Raw genomic sequence first — 17,219 nt, forward strand, 5'->3', positions numbered from 1 at the left:
AAATGTGTGCTGAAACATGCGGCCCCGATTGCATCGGGGCCGCTCGCGCTCCGCTCAAGCGCCGTCAAAGACCGAGCGCGGCCTTGACTGCCGGTAGACCGGGCTCGCCGTCGAGCGTGGTGACGCCATCAAGCCAGGGGTCGAGAACCTCGGGCTTCTCCTTCAGCCAGTCGGCTGCCGCGGCCTGTGGCTCCTGCCCATCATCGAGGATCTTGCCCATCATCTCGTTTTCCATGTCGATGGTGAATTGCAGGTTGCGAAAGAACTGTGCGGCGTTCGGGCATGCATCGGACCAGCCGGTGCGCGCCAGCGTGAAGACTTCGGCACCGCCGTAGTTCGGGCCGAAATACTCGTCGCCGCCGGAGAGATAGGCGATGTCGAATTTCGTGTTCATCGGATGCGGAGCCCAGGCGAGAAAGACGATCGCCTCCTGCGCCCGTTCCGCGCGTGCCACTTGAGCCAGCATTCCAGCTTCGCTCGATTCCACGACGCTCCAGTCGCCAAGCCCGAAGTCGTCGGAATCGATGATCTTCTGAATGTTCTCGTTGGCCGGCGCGCCGGGCTCGATGCCGTAGATTTCCTTGCCGAACGCCTCGGCGTTGGCGGCAAGGTCCTTGAAATCGGCGATACCCTTTTCGGCCACGTAGCTCGGCACCGCCAGAGTGAATTTGGCACCGCTGAGGTTTTGGGTCAGCACCTCGACAGCGTTCTCGGCATTGAGTTCATCGACGAAATTCTGCTGTGCCGGCATCCAGTTGCCGAGGAAAACGTCGATGTCCTTGTTCTTTAACGACTGGTAGCCAACCAGCACCGACAACGTCTTCACATCCGGCGCATAGCCGAGGCTTTCGAGGAGGACGGACGCGATGGCGTTGGTGGCATTGATGTCCGTCCAGCCGGGGTCGGAAAGACGAATGCTCCTGCAGCTTTCCGGATCGGCTGCCAGAGCCGGGGTGCTCAGAAGAAGGATGGCGGCAGCTGCGAGGCTGAAGCAACGGTTTCTCATGTGGAGTTCCCCTTTGTTTGTGCTTTGGGCGTGTGCCAGGCCGGCTTCCATTAAATCTCCATATGTGCCTATCTTTGAAGCTGCTGATTTTGGATCGCAGCCATAGAGATCATTTATGCCTCATCGGAACCTGGACGTTGGCTGGTTACGCATTTTCGAGGCGGTCGGACGGCTCGGCAGCCTGACACGGGCAGCTGACGAGCTGGGCCTGTCGCAACCGGCTGTCAGCTATCAGATAAGGCGCATTGAGGAGCAGCTCGGTGCGTCGCTGTTTCACCGCCAGCACCGCGGCAGCACGCTTTCGGAGGCGGGAGAGACCCTATACCGGGCCATTCATTCCGGGCTCGAGCGGATAGACGAGGCAGCGCGCGAAATCCGGCAAAAGGCGCGAACGCCGGTTATCCGCATCTTCACCGACTACGGCTTCGCCGCTTTCTGGCTGATGCCGCGCGTTGCCGATTTCCGCCGCCTGCACTCACAGGTGGAGGTGCATGTCGTCGCCTCTCAAGGGCTCGAGGAGGGTGTGGAGGGAATTGCCGATGCTGCCGTTTTGTTCGGCAAGAGAGGTGACTTCCGGGAGGACGCCCATCTCCTCATCCCGGAGCGCGTTGTGCCGGTTTGCAGCCCGGGCTTCCTTGCCCGCTTCGGTCCGTTTGCGGATGCCGCGGCACTCGCCAAGGCTCCGCTCCTCCACCTCGACACGGTCGGCAAGCCGCGTTGGCTCACCTGGACTTCCTGGCTCGCCGCGCACGGTCTGGCGCGTGAGGTGGCGCAAGGAGATCTCGGCCTCAACACATACGGCTTCGTCATTCAGGCCGCACTGGCCGAACAGGGGATCGCGCTCGGCTGGCTCGGCCTGATCGATGCCCATTTGGCAAGCGGCACCCTCGTCGCCGTCGGTCCCGAGATCGCGCGGGAGGACTGCGGCTACTGGCTGGTCTCCAATCCTTCAGCGAGCGGGGCGACACTGGCGCTGACGGAATGGCTGCTCGCGCAACGTATGGAAAAACCGGCCTACTAGGCCGCTGAGCAGATGACGCGCTGAGCTGGGGCGCGGAAATCTTCTGCCTTATCAATGTGCTCCCTGGCATAGCTCTTTGGCACTATTTTCAAAGCTGGGTGCCTTCTGTACGATTCGTGGAGGGAAGAGATATCGCTCGTTCGGCTGTTGTCGGGGCGGGACGTTGGAGGAGAAAATGCGCTCACGGTCGATGATCATGGCCGCCGTGCTTATGGTGGCCGGCGTGTGGAGCCTTTCGGCGCATGCCGAAAGCACAATCCGCATTGGCGTTCTCGAATTCGGCACCGTCAACTGGGAGCTTGATGTCATCAAGCGGCACGGCCTCGATGAGAAACAGGGAATCCAGATCGACCAGGTGAACCTCGCCAGCAACCAGGCTACAACGGTTGCGCTGCAGGCGGGGGAGGTCGATATGATCGTCTCCGATTGGCTTTGGGTGTCGCGTCAGCGGGCGAGCGGCAAAACTTACACCTTCGTTCCCTTCTCATCATCCGTCGGCACGCTGATGGTGCCGCCGGACTCCGACATTCGCAGCTTGGCGGATCTGAAAGGCAAGAAGATCGCCATTGCCGGCGGCCCTCTGGACAAGGGTTGGCTGCTGCTCCGCGGCCTTGCCGAACGCAATTACGGCCTGGACCTGGAAGCGGAGAGCGAACAGGTGTTCGGTGCCCCTCCCCTTCTCGCAAAAAAGGCGATGCAGGGCGAGGTGGATGCCGTGCTGAATTACTGGCACTACAGCGCCCGCCTTGAAGCCAAGGGCTTTCGGCAGGTGATCGGAGGCAACGAAGCAGCCATGGAACTTGGCGCGGATGGGCCGATCTCCGCCGTCGGCTATGTCTTCGATGAAGGGTGGGCCGCGCAGAACACGGAGACCGCCAAAGCCTTCTTCGACGCCTCGCGCGAGGCCAAGACCCTGCTCAGGACCTCGAACGAAGAATGGGAGACACTGCGCGAGAAGACCGGCGCCGAGGACGACGAGACGCTGCAGGCGCTCCGTGACCGCTTCCGCGAAGGGATTCCTTCCCGACCCTTGAGCGAAGAACGAGACGACACGGCGAAAGTCTACGAGGTCCTGGCGGAGATAGGCGGAGAAAAACTGGTCGGCAAGGCGAAGAGGATGGCGCCAGGCACATTCTGGTCCATCCTGGTCGATGGCTCCTGACAGGTGAAGCGCGCACCGCTGAAACTTCTGTCTGTCCTGGGTTTCTTCCTGCTATGGGCGGTTATCGCCGCGGCGGTCAATTCTCCCGACGTCCCTGGCCCTGCGGAAGTCGGCCTTTTCGTGGCGCGTGAGGCTTTGTCGGGCGAGCTGTTTTACAATCTGGTAGTCACCTTGAGCCGGGTTGCCGCGGCCTTTCTGATTTCACTGATCGTAGGTTCGGCAATCGGCATCGTCATGGGACAGAACCGTGCCGTCGACCGGATTCTCGATCCGTGGATCATCATTTTCGTCAATCTACCGGCCCTGGTGATCATCGTTTTGTGCTACATTTGGATGGGGCTTACGGAAGTCGCTGCGGTCACCGCCGTGGCACTCAACAAGATTCCCAATGTCGTCATCACAATGCGCGAAGGTGCCAGGTCGCTCGATCCGAAGCTCTCGGAGATGGCGCGTGTCTTCCGCTTTTCCCGCATGCGCACGATCCGACACGTGGTGCTGCCGCAACTGCAGCCCTTTATCGCGGCCGCCGGCCGCTCGGGATTGGCTCTCATCTGGAAGATCGTGCTCGTCGTCGAACTGCTGGGACGGTCCAACGGGGTCGGGTTTCAGATTCACCTCTATTTCCAACTCTTCGATGTGGCGGCGATCCTCGGCTATACTCTGGCCTTCGTGATCGTCATGCTCGCCATCGAGTTCAGCGTGGTCCAGCCCCTTGAACACCATCTCACCCGTTGGCGGCCAAAGCCCGCTTGACGTTTGCATAGCCCGCAAGGCGTTCGTGTCCGCTGATGGCGAGGAAAGCGAAATCCTGCGCGACCTCGCTTTCACGTTGCAGGCGGGAACCTTCACTTGCCTCATCGGACCATCGGGATGCGGAAAGACGACAACGCTGCGCATTCTGCTCGGACTCGATCGTGACTTTTCCGGCACGGTGACCATGCCGGCGGGCAACGTCCGTACAGTGGCGGTGTTTCAGGAACCGCGCCTGTTGCCCTGGCGTACGGTGGAGCAGAATGTTCGCCTGGCCCTGCCGCCCGGCGCAACACCGGATATCCAACCGCTATTTGCAACGCTCGGCCTGCAGGCGATGCTCGATCGGTACCCAAGCGAGCTTTCGCTCGGGCTTGAGCGGCGCGTGGCGCTCGCACGGGCCTTTGCCGTCATGCCAGATGTTCTTCTCCTGGATGAACCCTTCGTATCGTTGGATGAACATACGGCCGAGCGCCTGCGTGAACTGCTTATCGAGTTGTGGCGGAGGCACGCCGTTACGGTCCTAATGGTCACGCACAACGTCCGCGAGGCCGTACAGCTCGCAGACCGCCTGCTCCTCATGAACGGCCGGCCGGCCAGGATCGTCGGCGATGTCGCCGTTCCAATGGAGCGCTCGAAACGCTTAGGGGGCCGCCTGCAGCAATTCCTCGACGAATTGACCCGAAATCATGCGCAAACGGTTCGCGCTTAGGCTGCGTCTTCGCCGGCAACGGTAAAAGTGGACACAAGTACCGGGACCGGCGCTTGAACAGGCGATAGCCAATTGCAGCAGCTCTTTACGCAGGTGCGCAATAATTTGTGCGGCGCAATATTTGAGAACGAAAGTTTTCCTGCGCGCCGATCACATCGTTCTCTGAAGTCAGTACTATGGTTCTATCGACATTAAACAGGGGCCAATTCAAACTCTCGAAGTAACCTGCACCAAGGCTCGAATCCCTGCTCTGCGTTGTTTCGCAACAGGAGCGGACGCTGGTGCGAACTGCAGACCAATAACCACTTATCAGGGGATGGAAATGCACGGATTCAAACTCTTGGCGGCCAGCTCGTTGGTTGCAGTCATCGGCCTCGCCCCATCACACGGGTTAGCAAACGACGAGTTGGTCGAGATGCAGAAAAACCCGAAGAACTGGGTCATGCCGCTCGGGAACTATGCGGGCACCCGCTATAGTGAACTGGACCAGATCAACAAGGGCAATGTCGGCGATCTGCAGGTCGCGTGGACCTTCTCGACCGGCGTCCTGCGCGGCCATGAAGGTGGTCCGCTGGTCATCGACGGCGTGATGTACATCCACGCGCCTTTCCCGAACACGGTCTTCGCACTCGACCTCAACGAAGACGGCCGGATGATCTGGAAATACGAGCCGAAGCAGGATCCGAACGTCATTCCGGTCATGTGCTGCGACACGGTCAACCGTGGCGTCGCCTATGCGGACGGAACGATCTTTCTGCATCAGGCCGACACGACGGTGGTCGCACTCGACGCCAAGACGGGCGAGGTGAAATGGTCCGTCAAGAACGGCGACCCTTCCAAGGGTGAAACCGGAACGGCCGCACCATTGGTGGCAGGCGACAAGGTGCTGATCGGAAATTCCGGCGGCGAGTTCGGCGTCCAGGGCCACCTCACCGCGTACAACATTTCCGACGGCTCGATCGCCTGGCGCGCCTATTCGATCGGGCCGGACGACATGACCCTCCTCGACCCCGAAAACACGACCCATCTCGGTGAGCCGGTGGGGGCGGACTCCGGTACGGCCACCTGGGAAGGCGACCAGTGGAAGCTCGGCGGTGGTACCACCTGGGGCTGGACGACGTACGATCCGGAACTGAATCTGATTTACTACGGTTCGGGCAACCCCGGTACGTGGAATCCGGTGCAGCGGCCTGGAGACAATCGCTGGTCGATGACCATCTTCGCCCGCGATCTCGATACCGGCACTGCCAAATGGGTCTATCAGATGACCCCGCATGACGAGTGGGACTTTGACGGTGTCAACGAGATGATGCTCGTCGATCAGGAGATCGACGGCGAAATGCGCAAGACACTCGTCCACCCCGACCGCAACGGCTTTGCCTATACGCTCGATCGCGAAACGGGCGAACTGCTCGTCGCCAAGAAATACGATCCTGTCGTGAACTGGGCGACCGAGGTCGACATGGAAACCGGGCGACCGCAGGTCGTGGCCGACTACTCCACCGGCCAGCAGGGTGAAGACGTCAACACGCAGGGGATTTGTCCGGCCGCGCTCGGCACGAAGGACCAGCAGCCTTCGACCTATTCGCCGAAAACTGGACTGTTCTATATCCCGACGAACCACGTCTGCATGGATTATGAGCCCTTCCAGGTCTCCTACACGGCCGGCCAGCCTTATGTGGGTGCCACGCTTTCCATGTACCCGGCGCCCGACAGCCATGGCGGGCTGGGCAACTTCATCGCCTGGGACGCCACGAAAGGCGAGATCGTCTGGTCCAAGCCGGAGCCGTTCTCGGTGTGGTCCGGTGCCTTGGCCACGGCGGGCGACGTCGTCTTCTACGGCACGCTGGAAGGCTATCTGAAGGCGGTCGATCCGGAAACCGGCGACGAACTGTTCAAGTTCAAGACGCCATCCGGCATCATCGGCAACGTCAATACCTATGAGCACGACGGCAAGCAGTATGTTGCCATCCTGTCGGGCATCGGCGGTTGGGCAGGCATCGGCTTGGCGGCCGGTCTGACGGAAAGCACTGCCGGCCTCGGCGCTGTCGGCGCTTATGAGTCGCTGGCCAACTATACCAACCTTGGTGGCCAACTCACGGTGTTCGCCCTCCCAAGCAGCTGAGGATCGACCGCGTTGGTCCGACGTTTCGAACACCAGCGGCCCGGTGACATCACCGGGCCGCATGTAACTTGCCGCAGGCCTTCTGCTTCAATTGCCTGCCGGCCCGCAATCCTTCAGTTAAAAAAGCCAACCCGCGAGGAGATCACCGTATGCGTTTGTGGACGATGGCCGTAGCCGGTCTGGGCGGAGCTGCCCTGGCGCTGTCCCTTTCAGCTCTCACAGCAAATGCTCAGGAATCGGACTGGGAAGAAAAGCCCTACATCATCGAGGATGGAAAGGTCGATTACGGGACCTACAACGGTTATCGCCGCTACCATAACACCTGCCATGTGTGCCACGGACCGGATGCCCTTGGCAGTTCCTTCGCGCCGTCACTGAAAGACTCCCTAAAGACGATGAGCTACACCGACTTTCTCGAGGTGGTGACGAACGGCCGTCAGGCCAAGAGGTCGGGCAACCAGGATTCGGTCATGCCGAGTTTTGCCGAGAACGGAGACGTCATGCTCTATATCGACCACATCTATGCCTATCTCAAGGCACGTTCCGACGATGCGGTCGGCCGTGGCCGGCCGGAGCGCCTGCCCCCCGAGGAAGACGTGGTCTTCCAGGAATGGAAGGAAAGCCAGTAATGTCAGCGCAGTTTCGCTGGTGGTGGAGAAATGGTCTTGGTGCGCTGGTTTTCGCAGCAGCAGCGGCGCTGCCGTTCGCGGCGCAAGGACAAGCCATCACCGGCGAGATCGTCGACCGCACAAGACTGAGAGTATGCGCCGACCCCAACAACCTGCCTTATTCCAACGACAAGAGCGAAGGGTTCGAAAACAAGATCGCCGAGCTTGTAGGAGAGGAGTTGGACGTTCCCATCGAGTATACTTGGTTCCCGCAGACGATCGGCTTTGTGCGCAGGACATTGGCCGCCAATCGATGCGACCTCATCATCGGTGTCGCAACGACCAACGAGTTGATGCAGAACACCAATCCGTACTACCGATCCAGTTATGTCATGATCCATCGTCCAGACTTGGCCTTGAAAACGGCACGGCTCGACGAACCCATCTTTCAGACATTGAAAATCGGCATCCAGCCCCGGACACCCGTTGCGACGATGGCAGCACGCCAGGGCCTCCTCGAGCAGGCGAAAACCTACAAGATGATCGTCGATACACGCTTGGAGAAGCCAGCCCGCGCCATGGTCGAAGACGTGGCCGAGGGTGCGATCGATGTGGCGCTGACATGGGGGCCGCTTGGCGGCTACTGGGCCAGACAGATTGACCCTTCGCTAGTCGTCCGGCCTCTTGTTGCGGGCCGCGGCATCGAACGCACCGATTACCGGATATCCATGGGCATCCGTCATGGAGAACCGGACTGGAAGCACGAGCTCAATGGAATCTTGAAAAAACGCGGAGCCGATATCGAAACGATCCTGCTCGACTATGGTATCCCGCTTCTCGATGGCAGGGGCGAACTGATCCAGCCTGCAAAGGCGGAAGCCGCGGCGAACGTTCCCGAACCCGAGGGCTATAGAACGAGCGACTACCGCGCCGCCGTGCCGAAAGGGCTGAAGAATGCGCAAACGGTCGATTTGGCGGAATTGCAGGCTTTGGCCGAAAGGGATGATGTTGTCCTGATCGACGTGATGCCCGCGCCGAGAGAGCCGGAAGAGCGGCCGGAGGGTACGATCTGGCGCGAGCCGAAGCGCGACACCATCAAGGACGCTGTCTGGCTTGCCAATATGGGTTACGGCCGTTTGAGCGAAGGTGACAAGGCCGCGTTCGAAACGGAGCTTATACGGCTTGCCGGTCCAGACAGGGAAAAAACGCTGGTCTTCTTTTGCGAGCCGAACTGCTGGATGTCGTGGAATGCCGCAAAACGAGCCGTTTCGTACGGTTTCAAGAACGTTGCGTGGTTTCCGGGAGGGGCGCAGGCGTGGCTCGACGCCGGCCTGGAGCAGGAAACTGTTACGCCGTGGCGACCATGATTATGGGCTTTACAGCTTTCGCTTGGCCCAAGAGGAGGTCCAGAAAAGGTGTATGAAGTTTTCATAGTCGCCTGCCTGGTTGCACGCCCGGTGGAGTGTCAGACATTCGAGCTGTGGCCACAGCAATATGCAGACCTTCCGCGCTGTTCTCGGGCAGCGCCCCTTACCGTGACCCAATGGGGCATACGCAGAACGAACTGGCAGATCAAAGAATGGAAATGCGCGCAAAAGGCCGAGGTGATCTGAAGGAGGCGCCTTCCTTTCACCCGCTGGCTTCTTCGCCCGGGCAGATCCCGCGGCGCGCATTCCTCTGTGCCGGTGCAGCGGTGTTTGCCGCGACCACATTTGCAAAAGCCGCCAGATCCATAGCCGCAGAGGCAACGCTGCCTTTTATAGAGGTCGCGGATGGTGTGTTTGTTCGTTACGGCGTCCAGGAGGAAATGTCGGCGGCCAACTGTGGTGCGATCGCCAATATCGGCTTCATCGTTGGGGATGAGAGTGTCGCCGTCATCGACACCGGAACGACCCGTCAGCAAGGTTTGGCGTTGCGTGAAGCCGTTGCATCGGCGACAAGCAGACCTGTCAGCCATCTGATTGCCACGCACGTCCACCCCGACCACTGTTTCGGGCACGCCGCCTTCTCGGACCTGCCGGTGCATAGCATCGGACATCGCAACCTGCCTCGGGCGCTTGCCGAGCGTGGCCCCTTTTACCTGGAGCAACTGGCTGAGATCTCGCCTGATTTCTCCGACACGGCCTACGTCCCACCCGACAAAACCGTTTCGGACACCATGCGGATCGATCTCGGTAACCGACCCTTGCTCCTGAAAGCCTGGCCGCCGGCCCACACCGACAACGATCTGACCATTTTCGATGAACGCGCGGGGCTTCTGTGGGCGGCGGATCTCCTGTTCGCGGGCCGCCTTCCAACGCTTGACGGTAGCCTCACCGGCTGGCTTGCCGCGCTCGAAATTCTGCTGTCGCCGGATGTCCGCCATGTCGTTCCCGGCCACGGACCGGTAAGCGACGGAGTTGCGGCGCTTCTGGACGAGCGGGCATATCTGACGCGGCTGCATGACGGCGTCCGCGCGGCGATCGACGAAGGTCTCGACATATCGGCAACGCTCGCCCGATTGGAAAACGACAATCAACTGGACTGGCTTCTGTTCGACACCAACCACGGCCGCAATGTCGTTGCCGCCTATACGGAACTGGAGTGGGAATGATGCCCCAACAGCGGAAAGCAGAGACCTATTGTTTTCATTCAATCGCAATCGCCGTTCTTGCTGCGTTTCTGATCATATCCAGGGCGCCGATCGCCGCCGCCGATGACGGCTCCTGGCAGGACATCCGCGCCTCCTTGTACGGTAGCGACCGCGTGATCCACGATGGCGAAGGCGTCATCAAACTTGACGCACCCGACCGTGCGCTGGACGCCGCGACGGTCCCGATCTCGGTGACAGCCGAAATCGAACAGACAGATGAGCGCTATATCCGCGCGGTGACGTTGGTGATCGACGAGAACCCTGCGCCAATCGTCGGGACCTTCCATCTCTTTCCCGGAAACGGAATAGCGGACCTTTCGACCCGGGTCCGCATCAACGCCTACACGAACGTCCGCGCCATCGCCGAAACCAGTGACGGCGAACTCTACATGGCACGGAAATTTGTCAAGGCATCGGGCGGATGCTCCGCACCGGCCAGCAAGGATCACGACCTGGCCATGGCCCGCCTCGGCAAAATGCGCTTGAAGCAGATAGGCGCCTGGCGCAAGGACGAACCTGCTCAGGGCCAATTCATGATCAGCCACCCCAACTACAGCGGCATGCAGGTCGATCAGGTGACACAGCTCTGGATTCCCGCCCGCTATGTGCGCAGCATAGAGCTGACCTTAGGGGAAAGGCCCATCCTGCGCTTCGAGGGGGACATTTCGATGAGCGAAAATCCGACGGTCCGCTTCTTCGTCCGACCAGAGGCTGAGGCGGAACTGCATGCCAAGGTGATTGATTCAGATGAGCAAACCTTCGAGCAGAGCTGGCCGATCGAACTCGATCCGGCTTCCTAGCGATTCTCGGAAAACACGATGCGCAGGTTCAATAACCCACAGCGTCCTTTGTGCGTCCTAAAGGACGCTGCAGAGCTGAGGTAGGCGGATGCCGTCGATCGCGCTATTGAAGGAGAGTGGCAAGCTGGCGGCAACACATCGGATCGCGCATGGACGCTAAGAGCGGACGTGAAGACACGGCGCCCAGGCCCACAGCCGACGATCGTGCGCAGCAGCCCCTGGTGGTTGAGGGCCTCTCCTATGCCTACGGCAAACGTCAGGCGCTCAGCGAAGTTTCCTTTTCCCTTACTCCTGGGCGGGTCACCGCGCTTCTCGGGCCGAACGGGGCGGGGAAAACGACCCTCTTCTCCCTTATCACGGGTCTCTTCGACAGCCGCCGGGGCGAAATCGAAATCGCGGGGTACAAGCTGCGAAGCAACCGCTCGAAGGCTCTTTCGCAGCTCGGTATCGTGTTCCAGGCACAGACCCTCGACCTTGACCTCACTGTCGATCAGAACCTCCGCTATTTCGCCGCCCTCCGCGGACTTTCGCGCACTGCGGCGCGGGAAAGAACCGCGATATTACTCGACCGGATCGGCCTTGCCGGACACGCAAGGACGAAAGTCCGCAATTTGAGCGGCGGTGAACGCCGCCGCGTGGAAGTCGCCCGTGCGCTCATCGACCGGCCGGCTGTGCTCTTGCTCGACGAACCAAGCACCGGGCTTGATATTGCCACGCGACGCTGGCTGATCGAGCATCTCCACCATCTTGCCGAGAGAGAAGGCATTTGCGTTTTCCTCGCCACCCATCTGGTCGACGAGGTGGCGCCCGAGGACGACCTCATCGTCCTCGACGAGGGTGCCATTGTCGCCCGCGGCAAGGTCGATGACGTGGTGCGGAATGCCGGCGCGACGACGCTCGACGAAGCGTTTACAAGGCTGACGACCAAGCCAAAGGAGCAGTCGCCATGACCGTGAGCCACGCCTCCCGCGCCCTGCTGGCGATCCTTGCACGCGAGCTGCTCCGTTTCGTTCAGCAAAGAGGGCGGTTTTTCGCCGCCCTCGTCCGCCCGCTGATCTGGCTTCTGGTCTTTGCTGCCGGTTTCCGTGCGTCGCTCGGCCTTTCGATCATACCGCCCTACGAGACCTACATTGCCTACGACGTCTATGTCATTCCCGGGCTTATCGGCATGATCCAACTCTTCAGCGGCATGCAGAACTCCCTGTCCATGGTCTACGACCGCGAAATGGGATCAATGCGGGTTCTGCTCTCGACGCCGCTTCCGCGCGGCTTTCTGCTGATCGCGCGGATGTTTTCAGGCACCGTGGTGTCCATCATACAGGTCTACGCCTTCATCCTGCTTGCCGCGCTCTTCGGGACACCCCTGCCGTGGTCGGGCCTTCTGCCGCTGCTGCCGGTACTGGTCCTGACGGGAATGGCGCTGAGTGCGCTCGGCATGTTCCTTTCCTCGCGCGTGAAACAGCTTGAGAATTTCGCCGGGGTGATGAACTTTCTGATCTTCCCGATGTTCTTCCTGTCCACCGCGCTCTATCCGCTGTGGCGCATCCGCGAAGGCAGCGTAACGCTCTATCACCTGTGCCAGTACAACCCCTTCACCTATGTCGTCGAACTGATCCGCTTCACGATCTACGGGCAGCCCAACCTGCCAGCGCTCGGCATCGTCACGGCAACACTTGTCGTCTTCGGCGCCGCCGCCCTTATCGGCTATACCCCCGCGCGCGGCGGGCCAACGGCCGGACGCGCCGCCGCCTGAGCAACTCCAGGAAAAGTGGAAGACGCAAGGGCCTATGAATTGAGCATACGTGCGTGATGGCGCAGATGGTCGTCGATGAACGTGGCTATGAAGAAATAGGAATGGTCGTAGCCGGGCTGCATACGCACCTTGGCCGATTGGCGGTTTTCTTTCAGCGCTTCTATAAAGCGGTGCGTCTGTAACTGCTCCTCCAGGAAAGGGTCCGCAGTGCCCTGATCGACGAGGATCTGTCCGGGAAATCCGCGCTCGCGGACAAGGTGGCAGGCATCATGCTCTTTCCATGCAGCCTCGTCGGCTCCCAGGTATGCGGTGAAGGCCTTGCGCCCCCATGGTACGGCAGATGGGGCGACGATCGGAGAGAAGGCGGAAACCGACTTGAAAATGTCCGGATGACGCATGGCGACAGTCAACGCCCCATGTCCACCCATGGAGTGACCGAATATACCCGCCGTGCCCGGGCGGACGGGGAACCGCTCCTCGATGAGCTCGGGTAGCTCCCGGGTTATGTAGGAATACATCTTGAAGTGCGTCGACCACGGGGCTTGCACTGCGTCGACGTAGAAACCCGCACCCTGCCCCAGATCGTAATCGGGCGAATTCGGCACTTCCTCTCCGCGCGGACTGGTATCGGGCGCAACGACAATCAGACCCAATTCGGATGCCATGCGTTGGCCGCCAGCCTTCACGGTGAAGTTCTCCTCCGTGCAGGTCAGGCCGGACAGATAGTAAACGACGGGCACACGCCCGTCCTTGGCCGCCGGCGGCACGAAGACGCTCAATCGCATTTTCGTGCCTGTCGCCCTACTGTCATGGGAAAGCGTCAGTTGCCTTCCGCCAAAACATAAGGCGCTCGATATTTCCTCGAACTGGCTCATCGATTACTCCAGGTTCCGTTCGAAGCGCTCCGGCCACAAGAAATTTCGCAAAACCGCCCCTTCGACGCCCGCATACCCGCGGCGCCCGGACGTGTGGAACGATGTTCCGGGAACGGCACTCAACGTCAGTAGATCACAACGCTCCGGATGGACTTGCCCTCGTGCATAAGGTCAAAGGCGGTGTTGATTTCTTCGAGCGGCATCGTGTGGGTGATCAAATCATCGATATTGATCTTTCCATCCATGTACCAGTCGACAATCTTCGGCACGTCGGTGCGGCCGCGGGCACCGCCGAAGGCGGTCCCTCTCCACACGCGGCCGGTCACCAGTTGGAACGGGCGCGTGGAGATTTCCGCACCGGCGGGCGCCACGCCGATGACGACGGACTCGCCCCACCCGCGATGGCAGCACTCCAGTGCCTGGCGCATGGTGTTCACGTTGCCGATGCATTCGAAGGAGAAATCCGCACCACCGTCGGTGAGATCGACGATGGCCTCCACCACCTTGTCCCGGCCGACCTCATCGGGATTGACGAAGTCCGTCATGCCGAACTTGCGCGCCATCTCGACCTTGTCGGGATTGAGGTCGACGCCGATGATCTTGTCGGCACCGACCATGCGCGCGCCTTGAATGACGTTGAGGCCGATACCGCCGAGACCGAAGACGACGACGTTCGCCCCAGGCCAGACCTTTGCGGTATAGATCACAGCTCCGATGCCCGTCGTCACGCCGCAGCCGATATAGCAGATCTTGTCGAAAGGAGCGTCCTCGCGCACCTTTGCGACGGCGATCTCGGGGAGGACGGTGAAGTTGGAGAAGGTCGAGCAGCCCATGTAGTGAAAGACCTCACCGCTGTCGCAGGAAAAGCGGCTGGTACCGTCGGGCATCAGCCCCTGCCCTTGCGTCGAGCGGATAGAGGTGCACAGATTGGAGCGCTGCGACAGGCAGGTTTTGCACTGGCGGCATTCCGGCGTGTAAAGCGGGATGACGTGATCGCCGACCTTCACCGACGTGACACCGGCGCCGATCTCACGCACGATTCCTGCACCCTCGTGGCCGAGGATGGCCGGAAATTTGCCTTCAGAATCAAGCCCCGAAAGCGTGTAGGCATCGGTATGGCAGATGCCGGTTGCCATGATCTCAACCAGAACTTCGCCGGCCTTCGGCCCTCCAATCTCGACCGTCTCGATGGAAAGAGGCTTCTTCGCTGCCCAAGCAACCGCTGCGCGTGATTTCATATCGGACATTCCTTCAACTGATCGTGTGCCTTATCGGGCAGATAATTGATGCGTAAAATCATTTTACGGGATGGCCTGCATTTTGCTCCATAGTCCGAAAGTACCTCTTTTGAGCTTTCCCTGCAGCAAAGCTGAAATTTCCGTCTCTCCCATCCGACTCCCGAGAGGGCAGAACTTTTGGCCTATATCGAGCCGGATGAAGATTTGTAATTAGTCGAATGGGGAGGTGCCCGGCGCACTCGGAGCGGGCGACATAAAGCGATAAGGAACCGCAGGGAGGAAGCGTGTTCAAAGCCATGATTGCCGTTGCGTGCTGCGTGCTGGCCGGTACTGCTGCCGCGCAGGAGCAGGCAATAGACATCCCCATCGTCTTTCTGTCGCGCGCCGAGGAGCCAAAACTGCCACTGTCCTTCGTGGATCCGGTCGTTGAAGACCCGGGTGTGTGGGGTGCTCGCCTGGCGATCGAGGACAACAAGACGACGGGGAAATTCCTCGGTCATGAGTACGAGCTCATCGAAGCCATCGTGCCGGCGGATGGAGACGTCACCGCAACGTTCCAGGAGCAGGTACAGGCAGGGCGTCGCCTCTTCGTTTCGGACCTGCCACGGGAGGACCTCCTGAAGATTGCCAAGCACGCCGATGCGGCAGACACGCTGATCTTCAACGGCCGTGTCGGCGACGACGATCTACGCACCGACACCTGCCATCCTCAGGTTTTTCATACGGCACCCAGCCGTTCCATGCGCACGGACGCACTCGTCCAATTCCTGGTGTGGAAGCGGTGGTCGCGCCTATTCCTGCTTTCCGGCACCCAGGACGGCGACGTTGCTTACGCCGACGCAATTCGGCGGTCGGCGAAGAAATTCGGCGCCGAGATCGTTTCCGAAGATACCTATGCCTATTCGCCCGTGGCGCGGCGGACCGACAGCGGTCATATCCAGATTCAGCAGCAAATGCCGCTGGCAACCCAGGAGAGTGGCGAATACGATGTCCTGATCGTCGCCGACGAAAGCGGAATCTTCGGTGAATATCTCCCGTTCAATACCTTCTCCCCCCGTCCGGTAGCGGGAACGCACGGGCTCGTCGCGACATCCTGGCACCGCGTTCAGGAGCAGTGGGGGTCGACGCAGTTCCAGCGTCGCTTCACCGAGATTGCGGGACGCTGGATGGAGGAGCGCGACTATGGGGCCTGGCTGGGCATCCGGGCGATCGGCGAAGCGGTGACCCGGGTCAATTCGGCCGATGTCGACGCTTTGCGCTCCTACCTTCGCGGCGAGGATTTCGCGCTTGGCGGCTTCAAAGGGGTCGGGCTCTCGTTCCGACCGTGGAGCCAGCAGATGCGCCAGCCGGTACTTCTGGTCAACAAACGCATCCTTGTCTCGGCATCACCGCAACCCGGCTTTCTGCATGAGCGCACACCGCTCGACAGCCTCGGATACGATATGCCTGAAACCCGATGTGCACTGCAATAGGCTGGAAAGGGAAAGGAACGATGCCGCATTCGCCCTCCTCCATAAGCGCCCTGATGTTTGTCGCAGGCAGCCTGATAGCTGCCCCGGCGGGGGCGGCGACCATCTACGTATCCAACGAAAAGGGAAACTCCATTTCCATCATCGACGGCGACAGCCTCGAAGTGACGGACACGGTCGAGGTTGGCAACCGGCCCCGCGGAATAGCATTCGGCGGCGACGGACGCTTCTTGTACATCTGCGCCAGCGACGACGATCACATCGAGATCCTGGACACGGAAAGCCTGAAGATCGTGGGCACGCTGCCATCCGGCCCCGACCCGGAGCTGATGGTCGTTTCGCCCGACGGCAAGCACCTCTACGTCGCCAATGAAGACGACAACCTGGTCACGGTGATCGATCTCGAGGCCCGTGAGGCGAGTGCCGAGATTCCGGTCGGCGTGGAGCCGGAGGGCATGGGTGTCAGTCCCGACGGGAAAACCGTGGTCAACACCTCCGAGACTACCAACATGACGCATTTCATCGATGTCTCGACATTCGAGATCACCGACAACGTGCTGGTCGACCAGAGGCCGCGCTTTGCGGAATTCACCGCCGACGGCGAGGAAGTCTGGGTCACGTCCGAGATCGGCGGCACCGTCAGCGTCATCGATGCAGCCACACGCAAGATCAAGCACAAGATCACATTCGAGGTAGCGGGGCTACAGCCGGAGGCGCTTCAGCCGGTGGGTGTGCGCATCCTGAAAGACAGAAGCAAAGCTTTCGTCGCACTGGGTCCGGCCAACCGTGTCGCGGTCATCGACGGCAAAACCTACGAAGTGACCGACTACATACTCGTCGGTCAGCGGGTCTGGCAGCTCGCGCTGACCCCGGACGAAACGCGGCTTTATTCCACGAACGGGGTGAGCAATGACGTAACGGTGATCGATGTTGCGAACGACAAGGCCCTGAAGTCGATCCCCGTCGGCAGCTTTCCATGGGGCGTTGCCATCAAGCCCTAACGAAGAGCCGGCAATCGGCAAAACGAAGAAAGAACCAATGCGAACACCGACAGGCACGTTCCCGATC

16 protein-coding genes are annotated in these 17,219 nt (G+C 60.5%); 13 read left to right on the forward strand and 3 right to left on the reverse strand.

All coding sequences use genetic code 11. From position 1 onward, the window contains the following. Positions 1-64: 64 nt before the first annotated feature. Complete coding sequence (locus GM910_RS07295; RefSeq protein WP_159586858.1) at positions 65-1,006, reverse strand: choline ABC transporter substrate-binding protein; 942 nt, start codon at positions 1,004-1,006, stop codon at positions 65-67. 115 nt (positions 1,007-1,121) lie between these two features. On the opposite strand from GM910_RS07295, the gene GM910_RS07300 reads away from it, so the two are divergent. The 11 genes from GM910_RS07300 (at position 1,122) to GM910_RS07350 (ending at position 12,569) form a co-directional block, all read left to right on the forward strand. Further along, positions 1,122-2,027: a choline sulfate utilization transcriptional regulator gene (locus GM910_RS07300; protein WP_159586859.1), complete on the forward strand. Its 906-nt coding sequence runs from the start codon at positions 1,122-1,124 to the stop codon at positions 2,025-2,027. Positions 2,028-2,202: 175 nt separating this feature from the next. Then, positions 2,203-3,189 carry an ABC transporter substrate-binding protein gene (locus tag GM910_RS07305; protein WP_159586860.1) on the forward strand — a complete coding sequence of 329 codons (987 nt, stop codon included), beginning with the start codon at positions 2,203-2,205 and terminating at the stop codon, positions 3,187-3,189. A gap of 3 nt (positions 3,190-3,192) precedes the next feature. Further along, entirely contained in the window at positions 3,193-3,942 is a 750-nt protein-coding gene (locus GM910_RS07310; RefSeq protein WP_246225897.1) for an ABC transporter permease, read from the forward strand. A gap of 25 nt (positions 3,943-3,967) precedes the next feature. Then, positions 3,968-4,651, forward strand: a complete 684-nt coding sequence (locus GM910_RS07315) for an ABC transporter ATP-binding protein (protein WP_246225898.1) — start codon at positions 3,968-3,970, stop codon at positions 4,649-4,651. Between the two features lie 322 nt (positions 4,652-4,973). Next, the gene (locus GM910_RS07320; RefSeq protein WP_159586861.1) at positions 4,974-6,776 is read left to right on the forward strand and encodes a methanol/ethanol family PQQ-dependent dehydrogenase; all 1,803 of its coding nucleotides are present in this window, start codon (positions 4,974-4,976) and stop codon (positions 6,774-6,776) included. Between the two features lie 149 nt (positions 6,777-6,925). After that, positions 6,926-7,405, forward strand: a complete 480-nt coding sequence (locus tag GM910_RS07325) for a c-type cytochrome (RefSeq protein ID WP_246225899.1) — start codon at positions 6,926-6,928, stop codon at positions 7,403-7,405. Further along, positions 7,405-8,751 carry a quinoprotein dehydrogenase-associated putative ABC transporter substrate-binding protein gene (locus GM910_RS07330; protein WP_159586862.1) on the forward strand — a complete coding sequence of 449 codons (1,347 nt, stop codon included), beginning with the start codon at positions 7,405-7,407 and terminating at the stop codon, positions 8,749-8,751. Before GM910_RS07325 ends, GM910_RS07330 begins: the two co-directional genes overlap by 1 nt. A 212-nt stretch (positions 8,752-8,963) precedes the next feature. Beyond that, positions 8,964-9,977 carry a quinoprotein relay system zinc metallohydrolase 2 gene (locus tag GM910_RS07335; RefSeq protein ID WP_159586863.1) on the forward strand — a complete coding sequence of 338 codons (1,014 nt, stop codon included), beginning with the start codon at positions 8,964-8,966 and terminating at the stop codon, positions 9,975-9,977. After that, positions 9,974-10,816, forward strand: a complete 843-nt coding sequence (locus GM910_RS07340; RefSeq protein WP_201285422.1) for a quinoprotein dehydrogenase-associated SoxYZ-like carrier — start codon at positions 9,974-9,976, stop codon at positions 10,814-10,816. The genes GM910_RS07335 and GM910_RS07340 overlap by 4 nt, the downstream gene beginning before the upstream one ends. Before the next feature lie 149 nt (positions 10,817-10,965). Continuing rightward, positions 10,966-11,766: an ABC transporter ATP-binding protein gene (locus GM910_RS07345; RefSeq protein ID WP_159586864.1), complete on the forward strand. Its 801-nt coding sequence runs from the start codon at positions 10,966-10,968 to the stop codon at positions 11,764-11,766. Continuing rightward, entirely contained in the window at positions 11,763-12,569 is an 807-nt protein-coding gene (locus GM910_RS07350) for an ABC transporter permease (protein WP_159586865.1), read from the forward strand. The genes GM910_RS07345 and GM910_RS07350 overlap by 4 nt, the downstream gene beginning before the upstream one ends. Positions 12,570-12,601: 32 nt before the next feature. Here the strand turns inward: GM910_RS07350 and fghA are convergent, their stop codons facing one another. Both fghA and GM910_RS07360 read right to left on the reverse strand, forming a co-directional pair. Next, positions 12,602-13,444, reverse strand: coding sequence for an S-formylglutathione hydrolase (fghA, locus tag GM910_RS07355; RefSeq protein ID WP_159586866.1), 843 nt, complete (start codon positions 13,442-13,444; stop codon positions 12,602-12,604). 125 nt (positions 13,445-13,569) lie between these two features. Further along, a complete protein-coding gene (locus GM910_RS07360) occupies positions 13,570-14,682 on the reverse strand; it encodes an S-(hydroxymethyl)glutathione dehydrogenase/class III alcohol dehydrogenase (protein WP_159586867.1) in 1,113 nt (370 codons plus the stop codon). A gap of 284 nt (positions 14,683-14,966) precedes the next feature. Between GM910_RS07360 and GM910_RS07365 the strand changes: the two genes are divergently transcribed. Both GM910_RS07365 and GM910_RS07370 read left to right on the forward strand, forming a co-directional pair. After that, entirely contained in the window at positions 14,967-16,154 is a 1,188-nt protein-coding gene (locus GM910_RS07365) for an ABC transporter substrate-binding protein (RefSeq protein WP_201285423.1), read from the forward strand. A gap of 20 nt (positions 16,155-16,174) precedes the next feature. Then, a complete protein-coding gene (locus GM910_RS07370) occupies positions 16,175-17,152 on the forward strand; it encodes a YVTN family beta-propeller repeat protein (protein WP_159586868.1) in 978 nt (325 codons plus the stop codon). Positions 17,153-17,219 lie beyond the last annotated feature (67 nt).

This window comes from Chelativorans xinjiangensis, from assembly GCF_009812055.1.
GTDB lineage: Bacteria > Pseudomonadota > Alphaproteobacteria > Rhizobiales > Rhizobiaceae > Chelativorans > Chelativorans xinjiangense.

Bases quoted from the DNA above. Each gene is read 5' to 3' on its own strand.
- GM910_RS07295 (WP_159586858.1), bottom strand. From the start codon at position 1,006: ATGAGAAACCGTTGCTTCAGCCTCGCAGCTGCCGCCATCCTTCTTCTG.
- GM910_RS07300 (WP_159586859.1), top strand. From the start codon at position 1,122: ATGCCTCATCGGAACCTGGACGTTGGCTGGTTACGCATTTTCGAGGCG.
- GM910_RS07305 (WP_159586860.1), top strand. From the start codon at position 2,203: ATGCGCTCACGGTCGATGATCATGGCCGCCGTGCTTATGGTGGCCGGC.
- GM910_RS07320 (WP_159586861.1), top strand. From the start codon at position 4,974: ATGCACGGATTCAAACTCTTGGCGGCCAGCTCGTTGGTTGCAGTCATC.
- GM910_RS07325 (WP_246225899.1), top strand. From the start codon at position 6,926: ATGCGTTTGTGGACGATGGCCGTAGCCGGTCTGGGCGGAGCTGCCCTG.
- GM910_RS07330 (WP_159586862.1), top strand. From the start codon at position 7,405: ATGTCAGCGCAGTTTCGCTGGTGGTGGAGAAATGGTCTTGGTGCGCTG.
- GM910_RS07335 (WP_159586863.1), top strand. From the start codon at position 8,964: ATGGAAATGCGCGCAAAAGGCCGAGGTGATCTGAAGGAGGCGCCTTCC.
- GM910_RS07340 (WP_201285422.1), top strand. From the start codon at position 9,974: ATGATGCCCCAACAGCGGAAAGCAGAGACCTATTGTTTTCATTCAATC.
- GM910_RS07345 (WP_159586864.1), top strand. From the start codon at position 10,966: ATGGACGCTAAGAGCGGACGTGAAGACACGGCGCCCAGGCCCACAGCC.
- GM910_RS07350 (WP_159586865.1), top strand. From the start codon at position 11,763: ATGACCGTGAGCCACGCCTCCCGCGCCCTGCTGGCGATCCTTGCACGC.
- fghA (WP_159586866.1), bottom strand. From the start codon at position 13,444: ATGAGCCAGTTCGAGGAAATATCGAGCGCCTTATGTTTTGGCGGAAGG.
- GM910_RS07360 (WP_159586867.1), bottom strand. From the start codon at position 14,682: ATGAAATCACGCGCAGCGGTTGCTTGGGCAGCGAAGAAGCCTCTTTCC.
- GM910_RS07370 (WP_159586868.1), top strand. From the start codon at position 16,175: ATGCCGCATTCGCCCTCCTCCATAAGCGCCCTGATGTTTGTCGCAGGC.